Annotated in this window: 11 protein-coding genes; all 11 read left to right on the plus strand. The window is 67.9% G+C overall.

Features of this window, described 5'->3' with window-relative positions:
- The first annotated feature begins 14 nt into the window (after positions 1 to 14).
- On the plus strand, positions 15 to 2588 hold the full coding sequence (gene mprF / locus G0D83_RS04670; RefSeq protein WP_370457161.1) for a bifunctional lysylphosphatidylglycerol flippase/synthetase MprF: 2574 nt from the start codon (positions 15 to 17) through the stop codon (positions 2586 to 2588).
- A 286-nt stretch (positions 2589 to 2874) separates the two neighbouring features.
- Positions 2875 to 4086 carry a plasmid partitioning protein RepA gene (gene repA, locus G0D83_RS04675; protein WP_164190030.1) on the plus strand — a complete coding sequence of 404 codons (1212 nt, stop codon included), beginning with the start codon at positions 2875 to 2877 and terminating at the stop codon, positions 4084 to 4086.
- A gap of 46 nt (positions 4087 to 4132) precedes the next feature.
- Positions 4133 to 5140, plus strand: coding sequence for a plasmid partitioning protein RepB (gene repB, locus G0D83_RS04680; protein ID WP_164190032.1), 1008 nt, complete (start codon positions 4133 to 4135; stop codon positions 5138 to 5140).
- A 181-nt stretch (positions 5141 to 5321) separates the two neighbouring features.
- Positions 5322 to 6512, plus strand: coding sequence for a plasmid replication protein RepC (gene repC / locus G0D83_RS04685; RefSeq protein ID WP_164190034.1), 1191 nt, complete (start codon positions 5322 to 5324; stop codon positions 6510 to 6512).
- A 686-nt stretch (positions 6513 to 7198) separates the two neighbouring features.
- Positions 7199 to 8332, plus strand: a complete 1134-nt coding sequence (locus G0D83_RS04690; RefSeq protein ID WP_164190036.1) for a sugar phosphate nucleotidyltransferase — start codon at positions 7199 to 7201, stop codon at positions 8330 to 8332.
- A gap of 1 nt (position 8333) precedes the next feature.
- Positions 8334 to 10391 (plus strand): glycogen debranching protein GlgX, encoded by a 2058-nt coding sequence (gene glgX / locus G0D83_RS04695; RefSeq protein WP_164190038.1) that lies wholly within the window; start codon positions 8334 to 8336, stop codon positions 10389 to 10391.
- A 98-nt stretch (positions 10392 to 10489) separates the two neighbouring features.
- Positions 10490 to 10996: a 2Fe-2S iron-sulfur cluster-binding protein gene (locus tag G0D83_RS04700; RefSeq protein ID WP_164190040.1), complete on the plus strand. Its 507-nt coding sequence runs from the start codon at positions 10490 to 10492 to the stop codon at positions 10994 to 10996.
- Positions 10993 to 12015 (plus strand): xanthine dehydrogenase family protein subunit M, encoded by a 1023-nt coding sequence (locus G0D83_RS04705; RefSeq protein ID WP_164190042.1) that lies wholly within the window; start codon positions 10993 to 10995, stop codon positions 12013 to 12015. Before G0D83_RS04700 ends, G0D83_RS04705 begins: the two co-directional genes overlap by 4 nt.
- Entirely contained in the window at positions 12012 to 14207 is a 2196-nt protein-coding gene (locus G0D83_RS04710) for a xanthine dehydrogenase family protein molybdopterin-binding subunit (protein WP_164190044.1), read from the plus strand. The genes G0D83_RS04705 and G0D83_RS04710 overlap by 4 nt, the downstream gene beginning before the upstream one ends.
- A gap of 200 nt (positions 14208 to 14407) precedes the next feature.
- Positions 14408 to 15283 (plus strand): STAS domain-containing protein, encoded by an 876-nt coding sequence (locus G0D83_RS04715; protein ID WP_108970774.1) that lies wholly within the window; start codon positions 14408 to 14410, stop codon positions 15281 to 15283.
- 1 nt (position 15284) lies between these two features.
- Positions 15285 to 15638, plus strand: coding sequence for an STAS domain-containing protein (locus tag G0D83_RS04720; protein ID WP_254694594.1), 354 nt, complete (start codon positions 15285 to 15287; stop codon positions 15636 to 15638).
- Positions 15639 to 15648 lie beyond the last annotated feature (10 nt).

The raw sequence follows: 15648 nt of genomic DNA on the forward strand, positions 1-15648 counted from the left end.
CGATGGACCGACATGTGACCGACACGACCCGCGCGCGCGCAAGACTGCTCCTGCCCTACCTCATCACCGCGGCGCTTTTTGCCGCGGGGGGCTGGGCGCTCTACCGGCTGCTGGCACCGGTCCACCTGCAAGACGTGATGGACATGGTTCGGGCCACGCCGATGCCCACCGTCGCGCTGGCGCTGCTGTGCACCTTCGGGGGGTATGCGGCGCTGATCGGCTATGACTGGTCGGCGCTGCGCTACATCGGCCGCCGCCTGCCCTTCCCGGTGGTCGCCTCGGGCGGCTTTCTCGGCTACGCCATCGGCAACAACCTCGGCGCGGGCCCGGTCACCGGCGGCGCGGTGCGCTACCGCATCTACTCTGCGCTCGGGCTCTCTCCCTACGACATTGCGGCGATCTCGGTCTTCGGCTCGGTGGCCTTCGGCACCGGCGCCTCGGTGATCGGCCTTGCCGCGCTGGTCTGGCACCCGCACGCGCTGGATGCGCTGATCCACTGGCCGCCGGGGGTGATCCGCTGGGCCGCCGTCGCCGGCATCGCGGTGATTTCCGGCCTCATGCTCGCGCTGTCGCTGCGCCAGAAGCCCTTCACCCTGCGCGGGCTCAGCTTCCGGCCGCCCTCGCCGGGGCTGATGGCGGGGCAATTCGTCTTCACCGCGGTCGAGACGCTGCTCTCGGCGCTGGTCCTTCACCTGCTCCTGCCGACCGGCGGAGGCGCTTTTCCGACCTTCCTCGCGGTCTTCTCTGTCGCGGTCATGGCCGGGGTGCTGTCGCACGTCCCGGGCGGCGTCGGGGTGTTCGAGACGATCATCATCGCCGCCCTGCCCCGCTCGGTGCCGGTGAGCGAGGCAGCGGCCGGGCTGCTGCTTTTCCGGATGGTCTACTACCTCGTGCCCTTCGCCGTGGCGCTGGCGCTGATGGCGCTGGCCGAACTGCGCATGGCCAGCGGGCCGACCCGCGCGGTGATGCTGCCGGTGTTCCGCGCGATCAGCGCGCTGACCCCGCTTGCCATGGCGGCGATGGTCTTCGCCTCGGGGGCGATGATGATGATCGCGAGCCTTCTGCCCCCCACCAACGCCTGGACCGAGGAGCTGGAGCTTGTCCTGCCGCTGTTCTTCGTCGAGGGCGGCGCGCTGCTGTCGAGCGCGCTCGGCGCCTGCCTGCTGGTGATCGCCCACGGGCTGCTGCGCCGAGTCGAGGGGGCGTGGTGGCTGGCGCTCCTCGCGCTGCTGGTCGGCGCCGGGGCGAGCATCGCGCATGGAGTCGATTATGACCGCGCGGTGCTGCTGGGGCTCGGCGCGCTGGTCCTGCTGCCGACGCGGCGCGAGTTCTACCGGGCGACGCGGCTCACCCGCAACGTGCTCAGCCTGCGTTGGCTGCTGCTGATGCTCTCGCTCGGGCTGATGCTGTTCGGCGTGCTGTTCTTCGCACATAAGGCGACCCCCTACAGCGGCGACATGTGGTGGCAATTCGCCGAGGACAGCGCCGCGCCCCGCGCCCTGCGCGCCATGCTGGTCGGGCTGATCGTCATGGGGCTCTTCCTGCTGCGCTACGCGCTGCGGCCGGGGCGGCTTTCGCTGAGCTTGCCGACCCCCGCCGATCTCGACCGCGCCGAGACCATCCTGCGCGGCAGCGACACACCCGAGGCCAATATTGCGCTTACCGGGGACAAGTCGCTGCTTTTCTCGGCAAGCGGCGAGAGCTTCCTGATGTACCGCACGCAGGGCCGCAGCTGGGTCGCCCTGCACGAGCCCGTGGGCCGCCCCGGAGAGGCCGCCGCGCTGGCCTGGGAGTTCCACGACGCCGCCTATGCCGCCAACGCCCGCCCGGTGTTCTACGCCGTCTCCGGCGCCTCCGCCCCGCTCTGGATCGACATGGGCCTCGCGCTGCACAAGCTCGGCGAGGAGGCGGTGGTGGATCTCGCAGCCTTTTCGCTCGAGGGCAGCGCCCGCAAGCGCCTGCGGACCACGCACAACCGCGCGCTGCGCGACGGGCTGAGCTTCGAAGTTCTGGCGCCGCCGCATGCGCCCGCCCTCATGGCCGAGATACAGGCGATCTCGGACGCCTGGCTGCGCGGCAAGGCGGGCGGCGAAAAGGGCTTCTCCGTCGGCGCCTTCGTGCCCGCGTACCTCGACCGCACGCCGATCGCGGTGATCCGCCACGCGGGGCGCATCGTCGCCTTTGCCAACCTCTGGCAGACCGACCCCCGCAGCGGGGCCACGCTGGATCTGATGCGCCACGTCGAAGAGGCTCCGGCGGGGGTCATGGAGTTCCTCTTCACCGAGCTCCTTCTACACTTCAAGGCCGAGGGCTTTGCCGAATTCAGCCTCGGCAATGCGCCACTCTCGGGTCTCGAGACCCGGCGCGGCACACGGCTCAGCAGCCAGCTCGGCGCTTTCGTCTACCAGCACGGCGGCGCCTTCTACAATTTCGAGGGGCTGCGGGCCTTCAAGACCAAGTTTGATCCCGACTGGCGGCCGGTCTACGTGGCGGTGCCGCCGCGGGTGAACCTCGTCGCGGTCACCGCCGATCTGGTGGCGCTGATCGGCCGCGGCGCGCCCCGCGCGCGGCAACGCTCAAAGGGATGACCGGCCCGCGCACGGCGGTCAAACCGCCTGTCCAGCGTCCGGGCCCCGGCGACACGCTGTCACCTGCAAGGTGCTTCCCGAGGCACGGAAGCCGCCATCCTACTGACGAATGTGGAAAACTTCTTGCGCGACTCGCGTCGCTCCGGCAATAGTCACGGAAAAGAGCCGGAACACGCCAGAAACCGTGAACACGACAAGGCGCCAAAGACGCCAAACGGAACAGGGCTCGGCACGAGGCAGCACAGGGCAAAGCCCGTGGCAAGACAGTGAGCAGGACAGCGCGCAGATGCAGGATATCACCGAAGAAGACGATCTGAACGCGGTTATTCGCGACCATTCGGAACGGCTGACCGCGCAGCTTCATGCGCAGGCAGAAAGTCTTTTTCCGCCAGATGCTTCCAAGGAAATGCGCAAGTTCACCTCCGGCGAAGCCGCGGCGCTTCTCGGGGTGAATGATTCGTACCTGCGCAAGCTGCACCTCGACGGCAAGGGCCCCTCCCCCGAGCTGACCCCCGGCAACCGCCGGCACTATTCGGTGCATGACATCCACGAGCTGCGAATCCTGCTCGAAAAGACCGCCCGCAAGCCCGGCGACTACCTGCCCGGGCGCCGCCTTGCTCCAGAGGGCAGCGAAGACAAGTATCTCGACCATCTGCAGGTCATCGGCGTGATGAACTTCAAGGGCGGCTCGGGCAAGACCACCAGCTCGGCCCACCTCGCGCAGCGGCTTGCGCTTCTGGGCTACCGGGTGCTGGCAATCGATCTCGACCCGCAGGCCTCGCTCACCGCGCTGCATGGGGTGCAACCCGAGTTCGACCTGCCCGAGGGCGGCACGCTCTACGACGCGATCCGCTACGACGACCCGGTGCCGATCACCGAGGTCATCCGCCCGACCTACATCCCCGGGCTCGACCTCATCCCCGGCAACCTCGAGCTGATGGAATTCGAGCACGAGACCCCCCGCGCGCTGGCGCAGGGCAACGCCGGGCTTTTCTTCTTCCGTGTCAAGGACGTGCTCTCGCAGGTCGACGAGCGCTACGACGTGGTGGTGATCGACTGCCCGCCGCAGCTCGGCTTCCTGACCATGTCGGCGCTCTCGGCCGCCTCCGGCGTGCTGGTCACCATCCACCCCGAGATGCTCGACGTCATGTCGATGTCGCAGTTCCTGCGCATGACCGCCGACCTCATGGACGTGATCGCCGAGTCGGGCGCCAACATGAAGCACGACTGGATGCGCTACCTGCTCACCCGCTACGAGCCGACCGACGCGCCGCAGAACCGCATCGTCGCCTTCCTGCGCACCATGTATGCCGAAAAGGTGCTGAACGCACCGATGCTGAAATCCACCGCCATCTCCGATGCCGGCCTCACCAAGCAGACGCTTTACGAGGTCGATCGCAGCGCCTTCACCCGCGCCACCTACGACCGCGCGCTGGAAAGCCTCAACGCGGTGAACGACGAGATCGCCGCGCTGATCCAGAAGACCTGGGGCCGATGAGGGCCGACGAAGGGAACAGGCAAACAGGACACCGAGGACCTGACCGATGAGTGACACCCGCAAGAAACGCATGTCCATGCTCGACAGCCTCGCCGCCGCGGGCAAACAGGGCAGCGCTGGCTCGCCGATGATGGCCTCGAACCGTGCGCTGCGTTCTGCCCGCGACGCGGTCGACAGCCACCGGGTCTGGGAACTGGACCCGGCGCAGATCGACGACCTGCGCACCCGTGACCGGCTCGACCCCGCCGATGTGATCGACCTGCGCGACGCGATCGAGGCCAATGGCCAGACCGTGCCGATCCTCGTGCGCCGCAACCCCGAGCAGGAGGGGCGCTACCTGCTGGTCTACGGCGGCCGCCGGCTCGAGGCGATCCGCGGCTCCGACAAGGTCACCAAGGTCCGCGCCTTGGTCGCCACGCTCGACGAGCGCGACGCGGTCACCGCGCAGATCTCCGAGAACATGGCCCGCCGCGATCTGTCCTTCATCGAAAAGGCCCTTTTCGCCAAGGAGTTGGTCGATACCGGTTTCGGCAACCAGAGCCAGGTCGCCGAGGTGCTGACCGTCAGCAAGTCGTCGATCTCCATGGCGCTGTCGGTGGCCGAAATGATCGGCGCCGAGCTCGCCACCGCCATCGGCGCCGCCCATGGCATCGGCCGCCCCCGCTGGGAGGCCATGGCCCGCGCCATCGAGCAGACCGGGGCCGACAAGGACGAGTTGGCGCGGCTTGCCGACGACGTGCACACCCGCGCACAGGTCGCCGTGGTCAGCGGCGAGACCCCGCCCGAGGACGTCTCCGTCGCAGCCTTCGAGGTGGTGATGGGCCATCTGACCCCCTCCCCTGCCCGTCCGGCAGTGCCGCGCGCGAAATCGGCGGAAAAGCCGCGGCGTCAGGCCCTCGTGGTGAACGGCAGGAAGGCCGGCACGCTGAAACGCACCGCCAAGGGCCTCAACATGGAATTTGACGACCCGCGTTTCGCCGATTGGATCGAGTCGGAGGCGCAAGCCGTCATCGAAGAGCTTCACGCGCGCTGGAAAAGCCGCGCGGAAGACTGAGCAGTCAACGATAACAAAGAGATAGGAGGCACGAGCCCGACAAAGAAAGAGCCCCGCAAAGCTTACGCTCTACGAGACCCTCACTTGTTCTTAGCACCCTCAAGGTAGTGTCTGGAGCCTCTGCCCGCAAGTCGAATTCGATTTGCGGAACGGCTATTTCTTGTCTTCGTGAATGAAAAACATGGGTTACACCCCAATCACGCCTTTTGGGCGAACGGCTGAGGCTGTCCTGGGCTCTCTGAGAGCACGGCAGCAGGTCGCAGATGCCCCCTGCCCGATCGACAAGTGGCAAATCCTTCGCGACCTCACGACGGCCCGCAAGAGCTTCGAGCTTGCCGATCGCGACATCACCCTGCTGCAGGCGCTTCTGAGCTTCCATCCCGAGGCCCGGCTCGACCCCGCGCACTCGCTGGTCGTCCACCCGTCGAACGAGACGATTTGCGCTCGCGCCAACGGTATGCCCAATTCGACCATGCGCCGCCATCTGTCGCGGCTGGTCGAAGCCGGTCTGCTGATCCGCCGCGACAGCCCGAACGGCAAGCGCTACGCCCGCCGCGTCGCCGGCGAGAAGATCGCCTTCGGGTTCGACCTGAGCCCCCTGCTCCGCCGCGCCGCCGAGATCGCGGAGCGCGCCGAGGAGACCCGTCTGCTCGACGCCCGGAGACGCGCCCTGCGCGAGACCGCCAGCCTTCTGCGTCGCGACCTCGCGGCCCTTGCCGACCTTGGCCGTATCGAGCTGCCCGAGGGCCCGTGGGACGCGCTCTCCGACCTCGCACGCCTGACGGCCCGGGACCTGCGCCGGAAGCTCGACCTCGACACTCTCGAAGACATCGAGCGCAAGCTGCGAGCCGCCGTCCTCCGTGCGACCCGTCTCTTCGACGTCGAAACGATAGAAATGAGCAGCAGTGAAGCCCAAAATGAGCAGCACCAACAGACGTCACAAAAAGACTCTTTAGACTCTGAACAACGGGCCGATGTGTCGGTTGCACCTTTGCAGGACGCCTCGACCTGTGATGACCAGGCTCCGCAATTTGCCGAGAAACCGGCAGCGCCGCCGCCACCCTTGCGCCTTGTCCTCGGAACGTGCTCCGAGATCGCGGTCTTCTCCCCCGACCCGATCCACGATTGGCCCAGCCTGATCCGAGCCGCAGAGAAGATCCGTCCGATGACCGGCATCTCCGACTCCGCCTGGGCCGACGCCAAGGCAGCCATGGGTCCCGAACAAGCCTCGGCGACGCTCTGCGCCATGCTCCAGAGGTTCTCTGAAATCCGAAATCCCGGGGGCTACCTCCGCCATCTGACCCGCAAGGCACGGGAAGGGACCTTCTCCTCGAACCGCATGGTCCTCGCCCTTGACCGTCGCGCGGCGTGAAAGTTCACAGCTGTGAACTGCGCGCGCTGTCGGGGGGTGGAGTGCACGGGTCAAACACATCCGCTCCTCAAGACCCTTCCGGTTTTCGGACGGTGGAAATGAGGCGGACTCGGTTCGGCGGGAGATCGAGCCGCGCTCTGATCCAGCTCGGCATCGCGATGTAGAGCGGGTTCGGCAATAGAGTAGGCAGGGAGGTCTCGAACGTCATCATTTTCTGGGCAAGCCAATGGTTTTGCAGCGTTTTTCCGGCTTGTTTTTGGTTTATTTGCAATAGTCCCAATGGGTTAGGCCGAAAATCCGCGGCGCGCGGCGGGCCGGGCGCCCCCATGCGAGGTTGCGGCGGGTCGCAGGGGCGATTTTCGCGTGTTCGCCGCCAGATGGCGCCCCGGCAGTATAGAGGCCACGGGGCCGCCCGCGCCCGACGGCTCCCACGGGAATATCTTGCTTACGGAATTCGACACGGGCCGCGGGGTTTTGGCGGAACCATAGGAGGTGCGGGAGGGTTCCACGTGCGGATCGTCCGGCCGGTCAGATCATTCCACACACACCCAGTGTCGAGGCGCCCTGACGGGGCGCCGCGCCCGGGGCTGTCCTATGACCTGATGGGGCCTCTTGAGATGCGTATATCCTCCGCTCAATCGAGCATCCGATTTCCCGAAATCCTCGACCCGAGCGTCGAGCGATGCATGCCTGTGCTGCTCGCGGAAGGGCGCGGCTCGCGCCTGCACGAGCTGACCGACCGGCAGTGCAAGCCCGCGGTGGCCTTCGGCTCCGGCGACGGGCGGATCGTCGATTTCGTTCTCGCCGCGCTGGCCCGGGCCGGTTTCCCGAGCCTCTTTGTGGCCACCCAGTACCGTCCGCGTGACCTGTCGCGCCACCTCGAGGATCGCTGGGCACATCACTTCCCGCGCGGCATCCTGCAGCGCGATGGCGCCGCGCTTGCTGCCTGCGGGTTTCGCGGCACTGCAGATGCGCTGCGCCAGACCGCGACGCTGATCGATGCACATGCGCCGCGCGAGGTGATGATCCTGTCGGGGGATCACGTGCTGGACCTCGATCTGCGCGCGCTGCTGGCGCACCACCGGGCGCAGGGCTGCGCCGCGACGGTGGTCGCCACCGCCGTGCCGCGGCACGAGGCGCGCGGTTTCGGGGTCTTCGAGGAAGGGCCGGACGGGCGGGTCATCGGGTTTGCCGAGAAGCCGCCGCGCCCCGTTCCGATGCGCGGTGATCCGGAGCGGGCGCTGGCCTCGGCGGGTCTCTACGTCTTCGACTGGATCTGGCTGAAGGCCGCGCTGCGCGCGGATGCCGAGCGGGAGGACACACGCCATGACTTCGGACATGACATCCTGCCGATGGCGATGGCAGCGGGCGAGCTGTCGGTCTGGCGGATGCCGCAGGCCGGGGCGGGGCAGGGGGCCTATTGGCGCGACGTCGGCACGTTGGACGCCTACCGCCGAAGCCAGCTCGATTTTGCCGGGGCAGAGCCGCCGGTGCCGTTGCCGCAGACCATGCGCCGCCCGGTGACCTTTGCCCGCGACAGCGCGCTCGAGGGCAGTGTGCTGCTGCCCGGCGCCACCGTGGGGCGGCGCTGCCACCTGCGCGATACGCTCGTCGGCTCCGGCGTCCGCCTGCCCGACGGCTTTCAGGCGGGGCTCGATGCCGAGGAGGATGCCCGCTGGTTCCGTCGCAGCAGCGGTGGCACACTGCTGATCACCGCCGAGATGATGAACCGGCGGGAAACGGCGCTGCGGCGTCCCGCCGCGCGCGCCCTGTTCCGGCATCCGCCGCAGATGGCCGCTGTCTCGGCCTTGGAGAGCTGAGATGATCGACCCCCGTGACGTGACCATCGACCCCGCGCGCTCGCGTCCGGACCAGCTTGGGGCCCGCTTCGATGGAGAGGGCACCAACTTCGCGCTGTTCTCGGACCATGCCGAGAGCGTGGAGCTGTGCCTCTTCGACGCGGCAGGCAAGGAGGAGCTCGCGCGGCTGGAGCTGCCCCGCGCCGAGGGCGGCATCTTCTTCGGGTATTGCCCCGACCTCGGGCCGGGGCAGGCCTATGGCTATCGCGTGCACGGGCCGTTCGAGCCCGAGAACGGCCACCGCTTCAACCCCCACAAGCTGCTGCTCGATCCCTATGCCATGGCGATGCGCGGTCAACTGAAATGGGACGATGCGCTTTTCGGCTACCCGGTGGGGGGCTCGGACCTTGACCTCGACACCCGCGACAGCGCCCCCTTCATGCCCAAGGCGGTGGTGGCCGATCCGGTGTTTGACTGGGAGGCGGATGCATCGCCGCAGGTCCGCTGGCAGGACACGGTGATCTACGAGGCCCATGTGAAGGGTCTGACCATGCGCCATCCGGGCGTGGTGCAGGCCGATCGGGGCACCTTCCGCGCGCTGGCCTCGGACCCGATCATCGAGCATCTGCAAAAGCTGGGCGTCACCACCATCGAGCTTCTGCCGATCCACGCCATGGCACAGGACCGCCACCTGATCGAGGCGGGGCTGCGCAATTACTGGGGCTACAACACGCTCGGCTTCTTTGCGCCCAACCGCACCTATCTGGCGACCGAGGACGTGCGCGAGGTGCGGGCCGCGGTCAAACGCTTCCACGCCGCCGGGATCGAGGTGATCCTTGATGTGGTCTACAACCATACCGCCGAGGGCAACGAGCTGGGGCCGACTCTGTCGTTCAGGGGCATCGACAATGCCAGCTATTACCTGCTCTCGCCCGAGAGCCGCCGGCACGGGTTTGACACCACCGGGACCGGCAACACGCTCAACGTGGCGCACCCGATGGTGCTGCGCATGGTGATGGACAGCCTGCGCTACTGGGTCGAGGCCTTTCACGTCGATGGCTTCCGCTTCGACTTGGCCTCGACGCTGGCGCGCGAGCCCGAGGGGTTCGAGAGGGAAGGGGGGTTCTTCAACGCCATCCGGCAGGACCCCGTGCTGAGCCAGGTCAAGCTGATTGCCGAGCCCTGGGACGTGGGCGAGGGCGGCTACCGGGTGGGCGGCTTTCCCTGGCCCTTCCGCGAGTGGAACGACAAGTTCCGCGACGACGTGAGGGGGTTCTGGCGGCGCGATCCGGGCAAGCTCGGCGCGCTTTCGGAGCGGCTGATGGGCAGCCCGGTGCAGTTCGACCATTCGCACCGGCCCGCGACCTCGTCGGTGAATTTCATCGCTGCGCATGACGGCTTCACCCTGTGGGACACGGTGTCGTACAACGACAAGCACAACGAGGCCAACGGCGAGGAGGGCCGCGACGGCCACGGCAACAACCTGTCGGACAACATGGGCCAGGAGGGGCCGAGCGAGGATCCGGGCATCGAGGCGGCGCGGGTGCGGCGGGTGAAGGGGCTGCTGGCGACGCTTTTCGTCTCGCACGGGGTGCCGATGCTGCTGGCGGGCGACGAGATGGGCCAGACGCAGGGCGGCAACAACAATGCCTATTGCCAGGACAACGAGACCACCTGGATCGATTGGGAGGCGGCGAAGCCGGAGCTGGTCGGCACCGTTTCGGCGCTGACCGCGCTGCGCCGCGAATGGCGCGGGCACCTGGCGCCCTATGGCTTCTGGCCGCGCCCCGAAGCCACCGAGAGCGTCTGGCTGCACCCCGAGGGGCGGCAGATGACGGAGGAGGACTGGGGGGACGCGGGGCTCTATGCCTTTGGGCTGCGGCACCACCAGGAGGATTGTCCGGACCTGCTGATCCTGATCAACGGCGGCGAGGCCTGCAGCTTCACCCTGCCCGAGGGCGACTGGGAGCTGATCCTCGACACCGCGCGCGCGGAGGTCAGCTGCGCAGAGGGGGCCGGTGAGAGTTTTACCGTCGAGGCGCAGGCGGTGGCGGCTTTCCGCGATCGCACTGGGGGCTGAGCCGGCTGTCTGGAACCCCTCCGCCGTTCGGGCCGTTGTGGGGGCAAGGGGCGATACGCGTCGCCCAAGTCCCCGCCACCTTCAAGCAAGAGAGCCACATGCGGACACGATTCACAGTGAACGGCGAGTCCCGCGATGTCGAGCACGACACGCGCGCCACCCTCCTCGACGCCCTGAGAGACCAGCTTGGGCTGACCGGCACCAAGAAGGGATGCGACCACGGTCAATGCGGCGCCTGCACGGTTCTGCTCAACGGCAAGCGGGTGAACTCCTGCCTCTGCCTCGCTGCCATGCACGAGGGCGACGAGGTGACCACCATCGAGGGGCTCGGCAGCCCCGAGGCGCTGAACGCGCTGCAAAAGGCCTTTGTCGCCAAGGACGGTTACCAATGCGGCTTCTGCACACCGGGGCAGATCGTTTCGGCCACCGCGATGCTCGAGGAGTTGCGGGCGGGCGATCCGTCTTATGCCTCGGCCTCTCTGGAGGGCGAGATGCCGCTCGATGATGCCGAGATTGCCGAGCGCATGAGCGGCAACCTCTGCCGCTGCTCGGCCTATCCGCTGATCCGGGAGGCGATTGCCATGGCCGCGGAGGTGAAGTCATGAGGGACTTCGAGTACAGCCGGGCCGAGACGCTCGAGGGGGCCGCGGGCGCGCTCGGCGAGGGGGCGAGCGTGATCGCCGGGGGCACCAACCTGCTCGACCTGATGAAAATTCAAGTGATGACCCCGGCGCGGCTGGTGGACATCTCGCGGCTTGGGGAATTGCAGGGTATCTCGGAAGAGGGCGACGGTCTGCGCGTCGGTGCCTTGGTGACCAACTCCGAGTTGGCGGCAGACGAGCGCATCCGCAGCGGCTGGCCGCTGCTGTCGCGGGCGATCCTCGCGGGCGCCTCGGGGCAGATCCGCAACAAGGCGACCACCGGCGGTAACCTCTTGCAGCGCACCCGCTGCCCGTATTTCTACGACACCGCCATGGCGTGCAACAAGCGCAGCCCGGGCGAAGGCTGCGCGGCGCAGGAGGGCGTAGGGCGCATGCTGGCGATCTTCGGCACTTCCGAACACTGCCTTGCAGCGCACCCCTCGGATATGGCGGTCGCGCTGGCGGCGCTGCGCGCCGAGGTGGAGATCCGCTCGAAAGAGGGCGAGACGCGGCACCTTGCGGTGAGCGAGCTTTACAGGCTGCCCGGCGACCGGCCCGACATCGAGACCGTGCTGGAGGCGGGCGAGATCATCACCGCCGTGCGGCTGCCGGCGCCGATGGCGGAGACGCGGCAGGTTTACAAGAAGGTGCGGGACCGCGCCTCCTATGCGTTCGCGCTGGTCTCGGTGGCCGCTGTGGTGGAAATGGACGGCGAGCACATAGGCTCGGCCAAGCTGGCCTTTGGGGGTGTGGCGCCGCGGCCCTGGACCGATCCGGAGGTCGAGGCCGCGCTGGAAGGAGCGGTTCCGAGCGACGAGGCGTTCGGCAAGGCTGCCGACGCGCTGATCGCGAAGGCCAACTGCCATCCCGACACCGAGTTCAAGAAGCCGCTGCTGCGGCGCACCCTGATCGCCGCGCTGCGCGAGGCCACCGGACTGGCCGACACCGCGACAGGCGCCAGCACCGCGAGGACCCCGGCATGACAAAGAGCTTCCGCATGGACGAGGCGCAGCCGCGCCTGCTTGACGAGACGGGACAGGGCATCGTCGGTGCCCCTCTCGACCGCCCCGAGGGGCCGAAGAAAGTCTCTGGCCGGGCGCATTACGCCGCCGACGGGCTGCCCGAGGGCGCCGCGCAGGGCGTGCTGGTGCGCGCCACCATTGCGCGCGGCCGGGTCACCGAGATCAACGAGAGTTCGGTGTCGGGACTGCCCGGCGTGCTGGGCGTCTTCCATGGCCCCGATTTCATCCGCAACCCGGCGCAGGGCATGGCGGGCGAGGCCCCCGTGCAGCCCGGCGACGAAGTGCACTACCACGGCCAGCCGATTGCGCTGGTGGTGGCCGAGAGCTTCGAAGCGGCGCGCGATGCCGCGCAGCAGCTTGTCGTGAAATACGACGCCGAGGCGGAGGTTGTGACCGATCCCGCCCGCAGCGACGAGCTCGAACAGGATGATCCCGACACCGCGGGCGACTTCGACGCTGCCTACGGGGCGGCAGAGGTGACGCTCGACCGCACCTATACCACCGCGCCGCAAGCCGCCGCCGCGATGGAGCCGCATGCGGCCGTGGCGGACTGGGAAGGCGACAGCCTGACCCTGCGAGGCGCATTGCAAATGCTGCGGTTCAACAAGGAGGAGCTGGCGGATTCGCTCGGCATTCCGGCGGAAAAGGTGCGCATCCTTGCGCCCTATATCGGGGGCGGCTTCGGCTCGAAGCTGGGCATTGGCCCCGAAGCGGTGGCCGCCGCGCTGGCTGCCCGCGCGCTCGGGCGTCCGGTGCGGGTGGTGATGACCCGGCAAACCGTCTTTGATGCCGTGCTGCGCCGCACCGAGACCAGCCAGCGGCTGCGGCTCGGCGCGGACAAGGATGGCCGCCTTCGGGCGCTGTCGCATGACGACCGCGTGTCCAACCTCAAGGGCGAAGGGTTTGCCGAGCCGGTGAGCCAGGCGTCGCAGTTCCTCTACGGTGCCGAGGGGCTCAGCTTCGCGCAGACCGTGGCGCGCGTCTGCCGGACGCCGGCGGGCTCGGTGCGCGCGCCCGGCGAGGCCGTGGGGATGCTGGCGCTCGAGCAGGCGATGGACGAGCTTGCCGAGGCGCTTGAGATCTGCCCGGTCGCGCTGCGGCTGAAGAACCTGCCCGAGAAGAACCCGATGACCGGTCAGCCGTTCAGCGCCACGCGTCTTGGCGATTGCCTGCGCGAGGGCGCCGAGCGCTTTGGCTGGGACGCGCGCAAGCCGATGGGCAGCCGCCGCGAGGGCGAGTGGTACGTCGGCATGGGCATGGCTTCGGCGGCGCGCTCGAACATGCTGGTGAAATCCGCGGCGCGGGTGCGGCTGAGCGCAGAGGGCGCGGTGGTCGAGACCGACATGACCGATATCGGCACCGGGAGCTATGCGATCCTTGGACAGATCGCCGCCGAGATGCTGGGCCTGCCGGTGGAGAAGGTCGAGGTGCGCCTCGGCGACACCAGCTTCCCCGGGGCCTCGGGCTCGGGTGGTTCCTTTGGCGCCAACTCGGCGGGCTCGGCGACCTTCCTCGCCGCGAAGGCGATCCGCGAGACCCTCGCCGGGCGCATGGGTTGCAGCCTGTCGGAGCTGACGCTGCAGGATGGCATCGCCCGCGGCGGCAACCGCGAGGTCCCGCTGGCGGAGCTGGTCGAGGAGGAGATGGTCGAAGAGGCGAGCATCGAGGCCGGCGAGACCTCGGAGAGCCATTTCTCGTCGGGCTTCGGCGCGCATTTCGCGGAGGTGGCGGTCCATGCCTACACCGGTGAGGTGCGGGTGCGGCGGATGCTCGGGGTGATGGCCATGGGGCGGATCCTCAACGAGAAGACCGCCCGCTCGCAGGCGCTCGGCGGGATGATCTGGGGGCTGGGCGCGGCGCTGACCGAGGAGATGGCGCATGACCCAAGGACCGGCCATGTGGTGACCCGCGATCTGGCCAACTACCACGTGCCCGCCCATGCCGACGTGCCGGGCGACATGCAGGTGGTGTTCCTCGAGGAGCGCGACGACATGGCCAACCCGATCCAGACCAAGGGCATCGGCGAGCTGGGCATCTCTGGCGCGGGCGCGGCGGTGCTGAACGCGGTGCGCAACGCCTGCGGCGCGCGGGTTTACGACATGCCCGCGACGCCCGACAAGGTGATCGCGGCGATGGAGGCGGCGGGCCTCTGAGCCGGACGATTTGGCTCAAAGGGCGGGGGCGAAAGCTCCCGCCCTTTTCATGTGCGCGGCGCCCTGCGCCTGGTGAACGCCGTCCTACGTGACGGAAGCTGCTGTAATCGCGGGAAAGCAGGTCGTGCGATGGGTCTTGCCATTGACTCTCGGGCGACTAATTGGCTTACCTGCCGCATCATTCAGCACTGGGGTTCCAAATGCCGCAATCCGCGACGGCGAATATCCTGACGATCCTCGAGACGAGCTTTTCCGGCATCGTCGAGGAGTGGCTTGGCACGCAGGTCAAAGAGGGCGTGAAACGCTCGGACCTTTTCTCTGATGCCGAGAGCCGGGCGCAGAACCAGGAGTTGCTCAAGGCCTTTGCCAAGGGGGTTCGTGCGGGCGTTGTCGGCGAGGAGTTCAACCTCGATGACGATGCCTGGGAAGATCTGCGCGCGGTGCTCTCGGAGGTCAGCAAGGAGCGGGTCAGCCGCGGCGTGACGCCGACCGAGATGGCAACCTTCGTGCTGGCGCTGAAAACCCCGCTCTTCAACCGGCTCGAGGCAATGATCGAAGTCGAACAGAGCGTGCTGATCCGCGACGTGCTGCTGGTGACGCGGCTGGTCGATGCCTTTGCGATCTACACCAACGAGATCTTCATCGGCGAGCGGGACCAGATCATCGAGCGCCAGCGCCAGGAGATGCTCGAGCTGTCGACCCCGGTGGTCGAGCTCTGGGACCGGGTGCTGACCCTGCCGCTGATCGGCACGCTGGATTCCGCCCGTGCGCAGGAGGTCATGGAGAACCTGCTGCAGACCATCCTCGAGCGCCAGGCCGAGGTGGTGATCATGGACATCACCGGCGTCGGTACCGTCGACACGCAGGTGGCGCAGCACCTGCTGCGCGCCGCCGCCGCGGTGCGCCTTATGGGCGCCGAGTGCATCATCAGCGGCATCAGCCCGATGATCGCCCAGACCATGGTGCAGCTCGGCATCGACGTGGGAACCGTCTCGACCCGCTCGAGCATCCGCACGGCGCTGTCGGATGCGCTGCAGAAGGTCGGCTACGTCATCAAGACCACCGAGGCCTCCTGAGGTGTCCGGCGTCACGTCGATAACCCTGGTCGAACGCGCGCTGCTCGTGTCGATCCAGGACGACGTCACGGATACGGAAATCGTCGAACTTCAGGACATGCTCTCGCATCGGATCGCCAAGGAGAACGTCAAAGGCGTGATCCTCGACATCAGCTCGCTGGAGATCGTCGACACCTTCGTGGGCCGGGTCATCGCGCAGCTCGCGGGGATCTCCCGGCTGCTGGCCGCCGAGACCTTCGTGGTTGGCATGCGCCCGGCGGTCGCGGTGACCCTGGTCGAGCTGGGAATGTATCTCACCGAGACACGGACCGCGCTCAGCCTGACCCATGCGCTTGCGCAGTTGCGGCGTGGTTGAGCGCAGACAG

This window comes from Salipiger sp. PrR003 (genome assembly GCF_010500785.1).
In the GTDB taxonomy this organism is placed as follows: Bacteria; Pseudomonadota; Alphaproteobacteria; order Rhodobacterales; family Rhodobacteraceae; genus Salipiger; species Salipiger pacificus_A.

Coding starts and splice junctions, on each gene's coding strand:
- G0D83_RS04700 (WP_164190040.1), top strand. CDS start 10,490: ATGCGGACACGATTCACAGTGAACGGCGAGTCCCGCGATGTCGAGCAC.
- repA (WP_164190030.1), top strand. CDS start 2,875: ATGCAGGATATCACCGAAGAAGACGATCTGAACGCGGTTATTCGCGAC.
- repC (WP_164190034.1), top strand. CDS start 5,322: ATGGGTTACACCCCAATCACGCCTTTTGGGCGAACGGCTGAGGCTGTC.
- repB (WP_164190032.1), top strand. CDS start 4,133: ATGAGTGACACCCGCAAGAAACGCATGTCCATGCTCGACAGCCTCGCC.
- G0D83_RS04710 (WP_164190044.1), top strand. CDS start 12,012: ATGACAAAGAGCTTCCGCATGGACGAGGCGCAGCCGCGCCTGCTTGAC.
- G0D83_RS04690 (WP_164190036.1), top strand. CDS start 7,199: ATGCCTGTGCTGCTCGCGGAAGGGCGCGGCTCGCGCCTGCACGAGCTG.
- G0D83_RS04705 (WP_164190042.1), top strand. CDS start 10,993: ATGAGGGACTTCGAGTACAGCCGGGCCGAGACGCTCGAGGGGGCCGCG.
- G0D83_RS04715 (WP_108970774.1), top strand. CDS start 14,408: ATGCCGCAATCCGCGACGGCGAATATCCTGACGATCCTCGAGACGAGC.
- glgX (WP_164190038.1), top strand. CDS start 8,334: ATGATCGACCCCCGTGACGTGACCATCGACCCCGCGCGCTCGCGTCCG.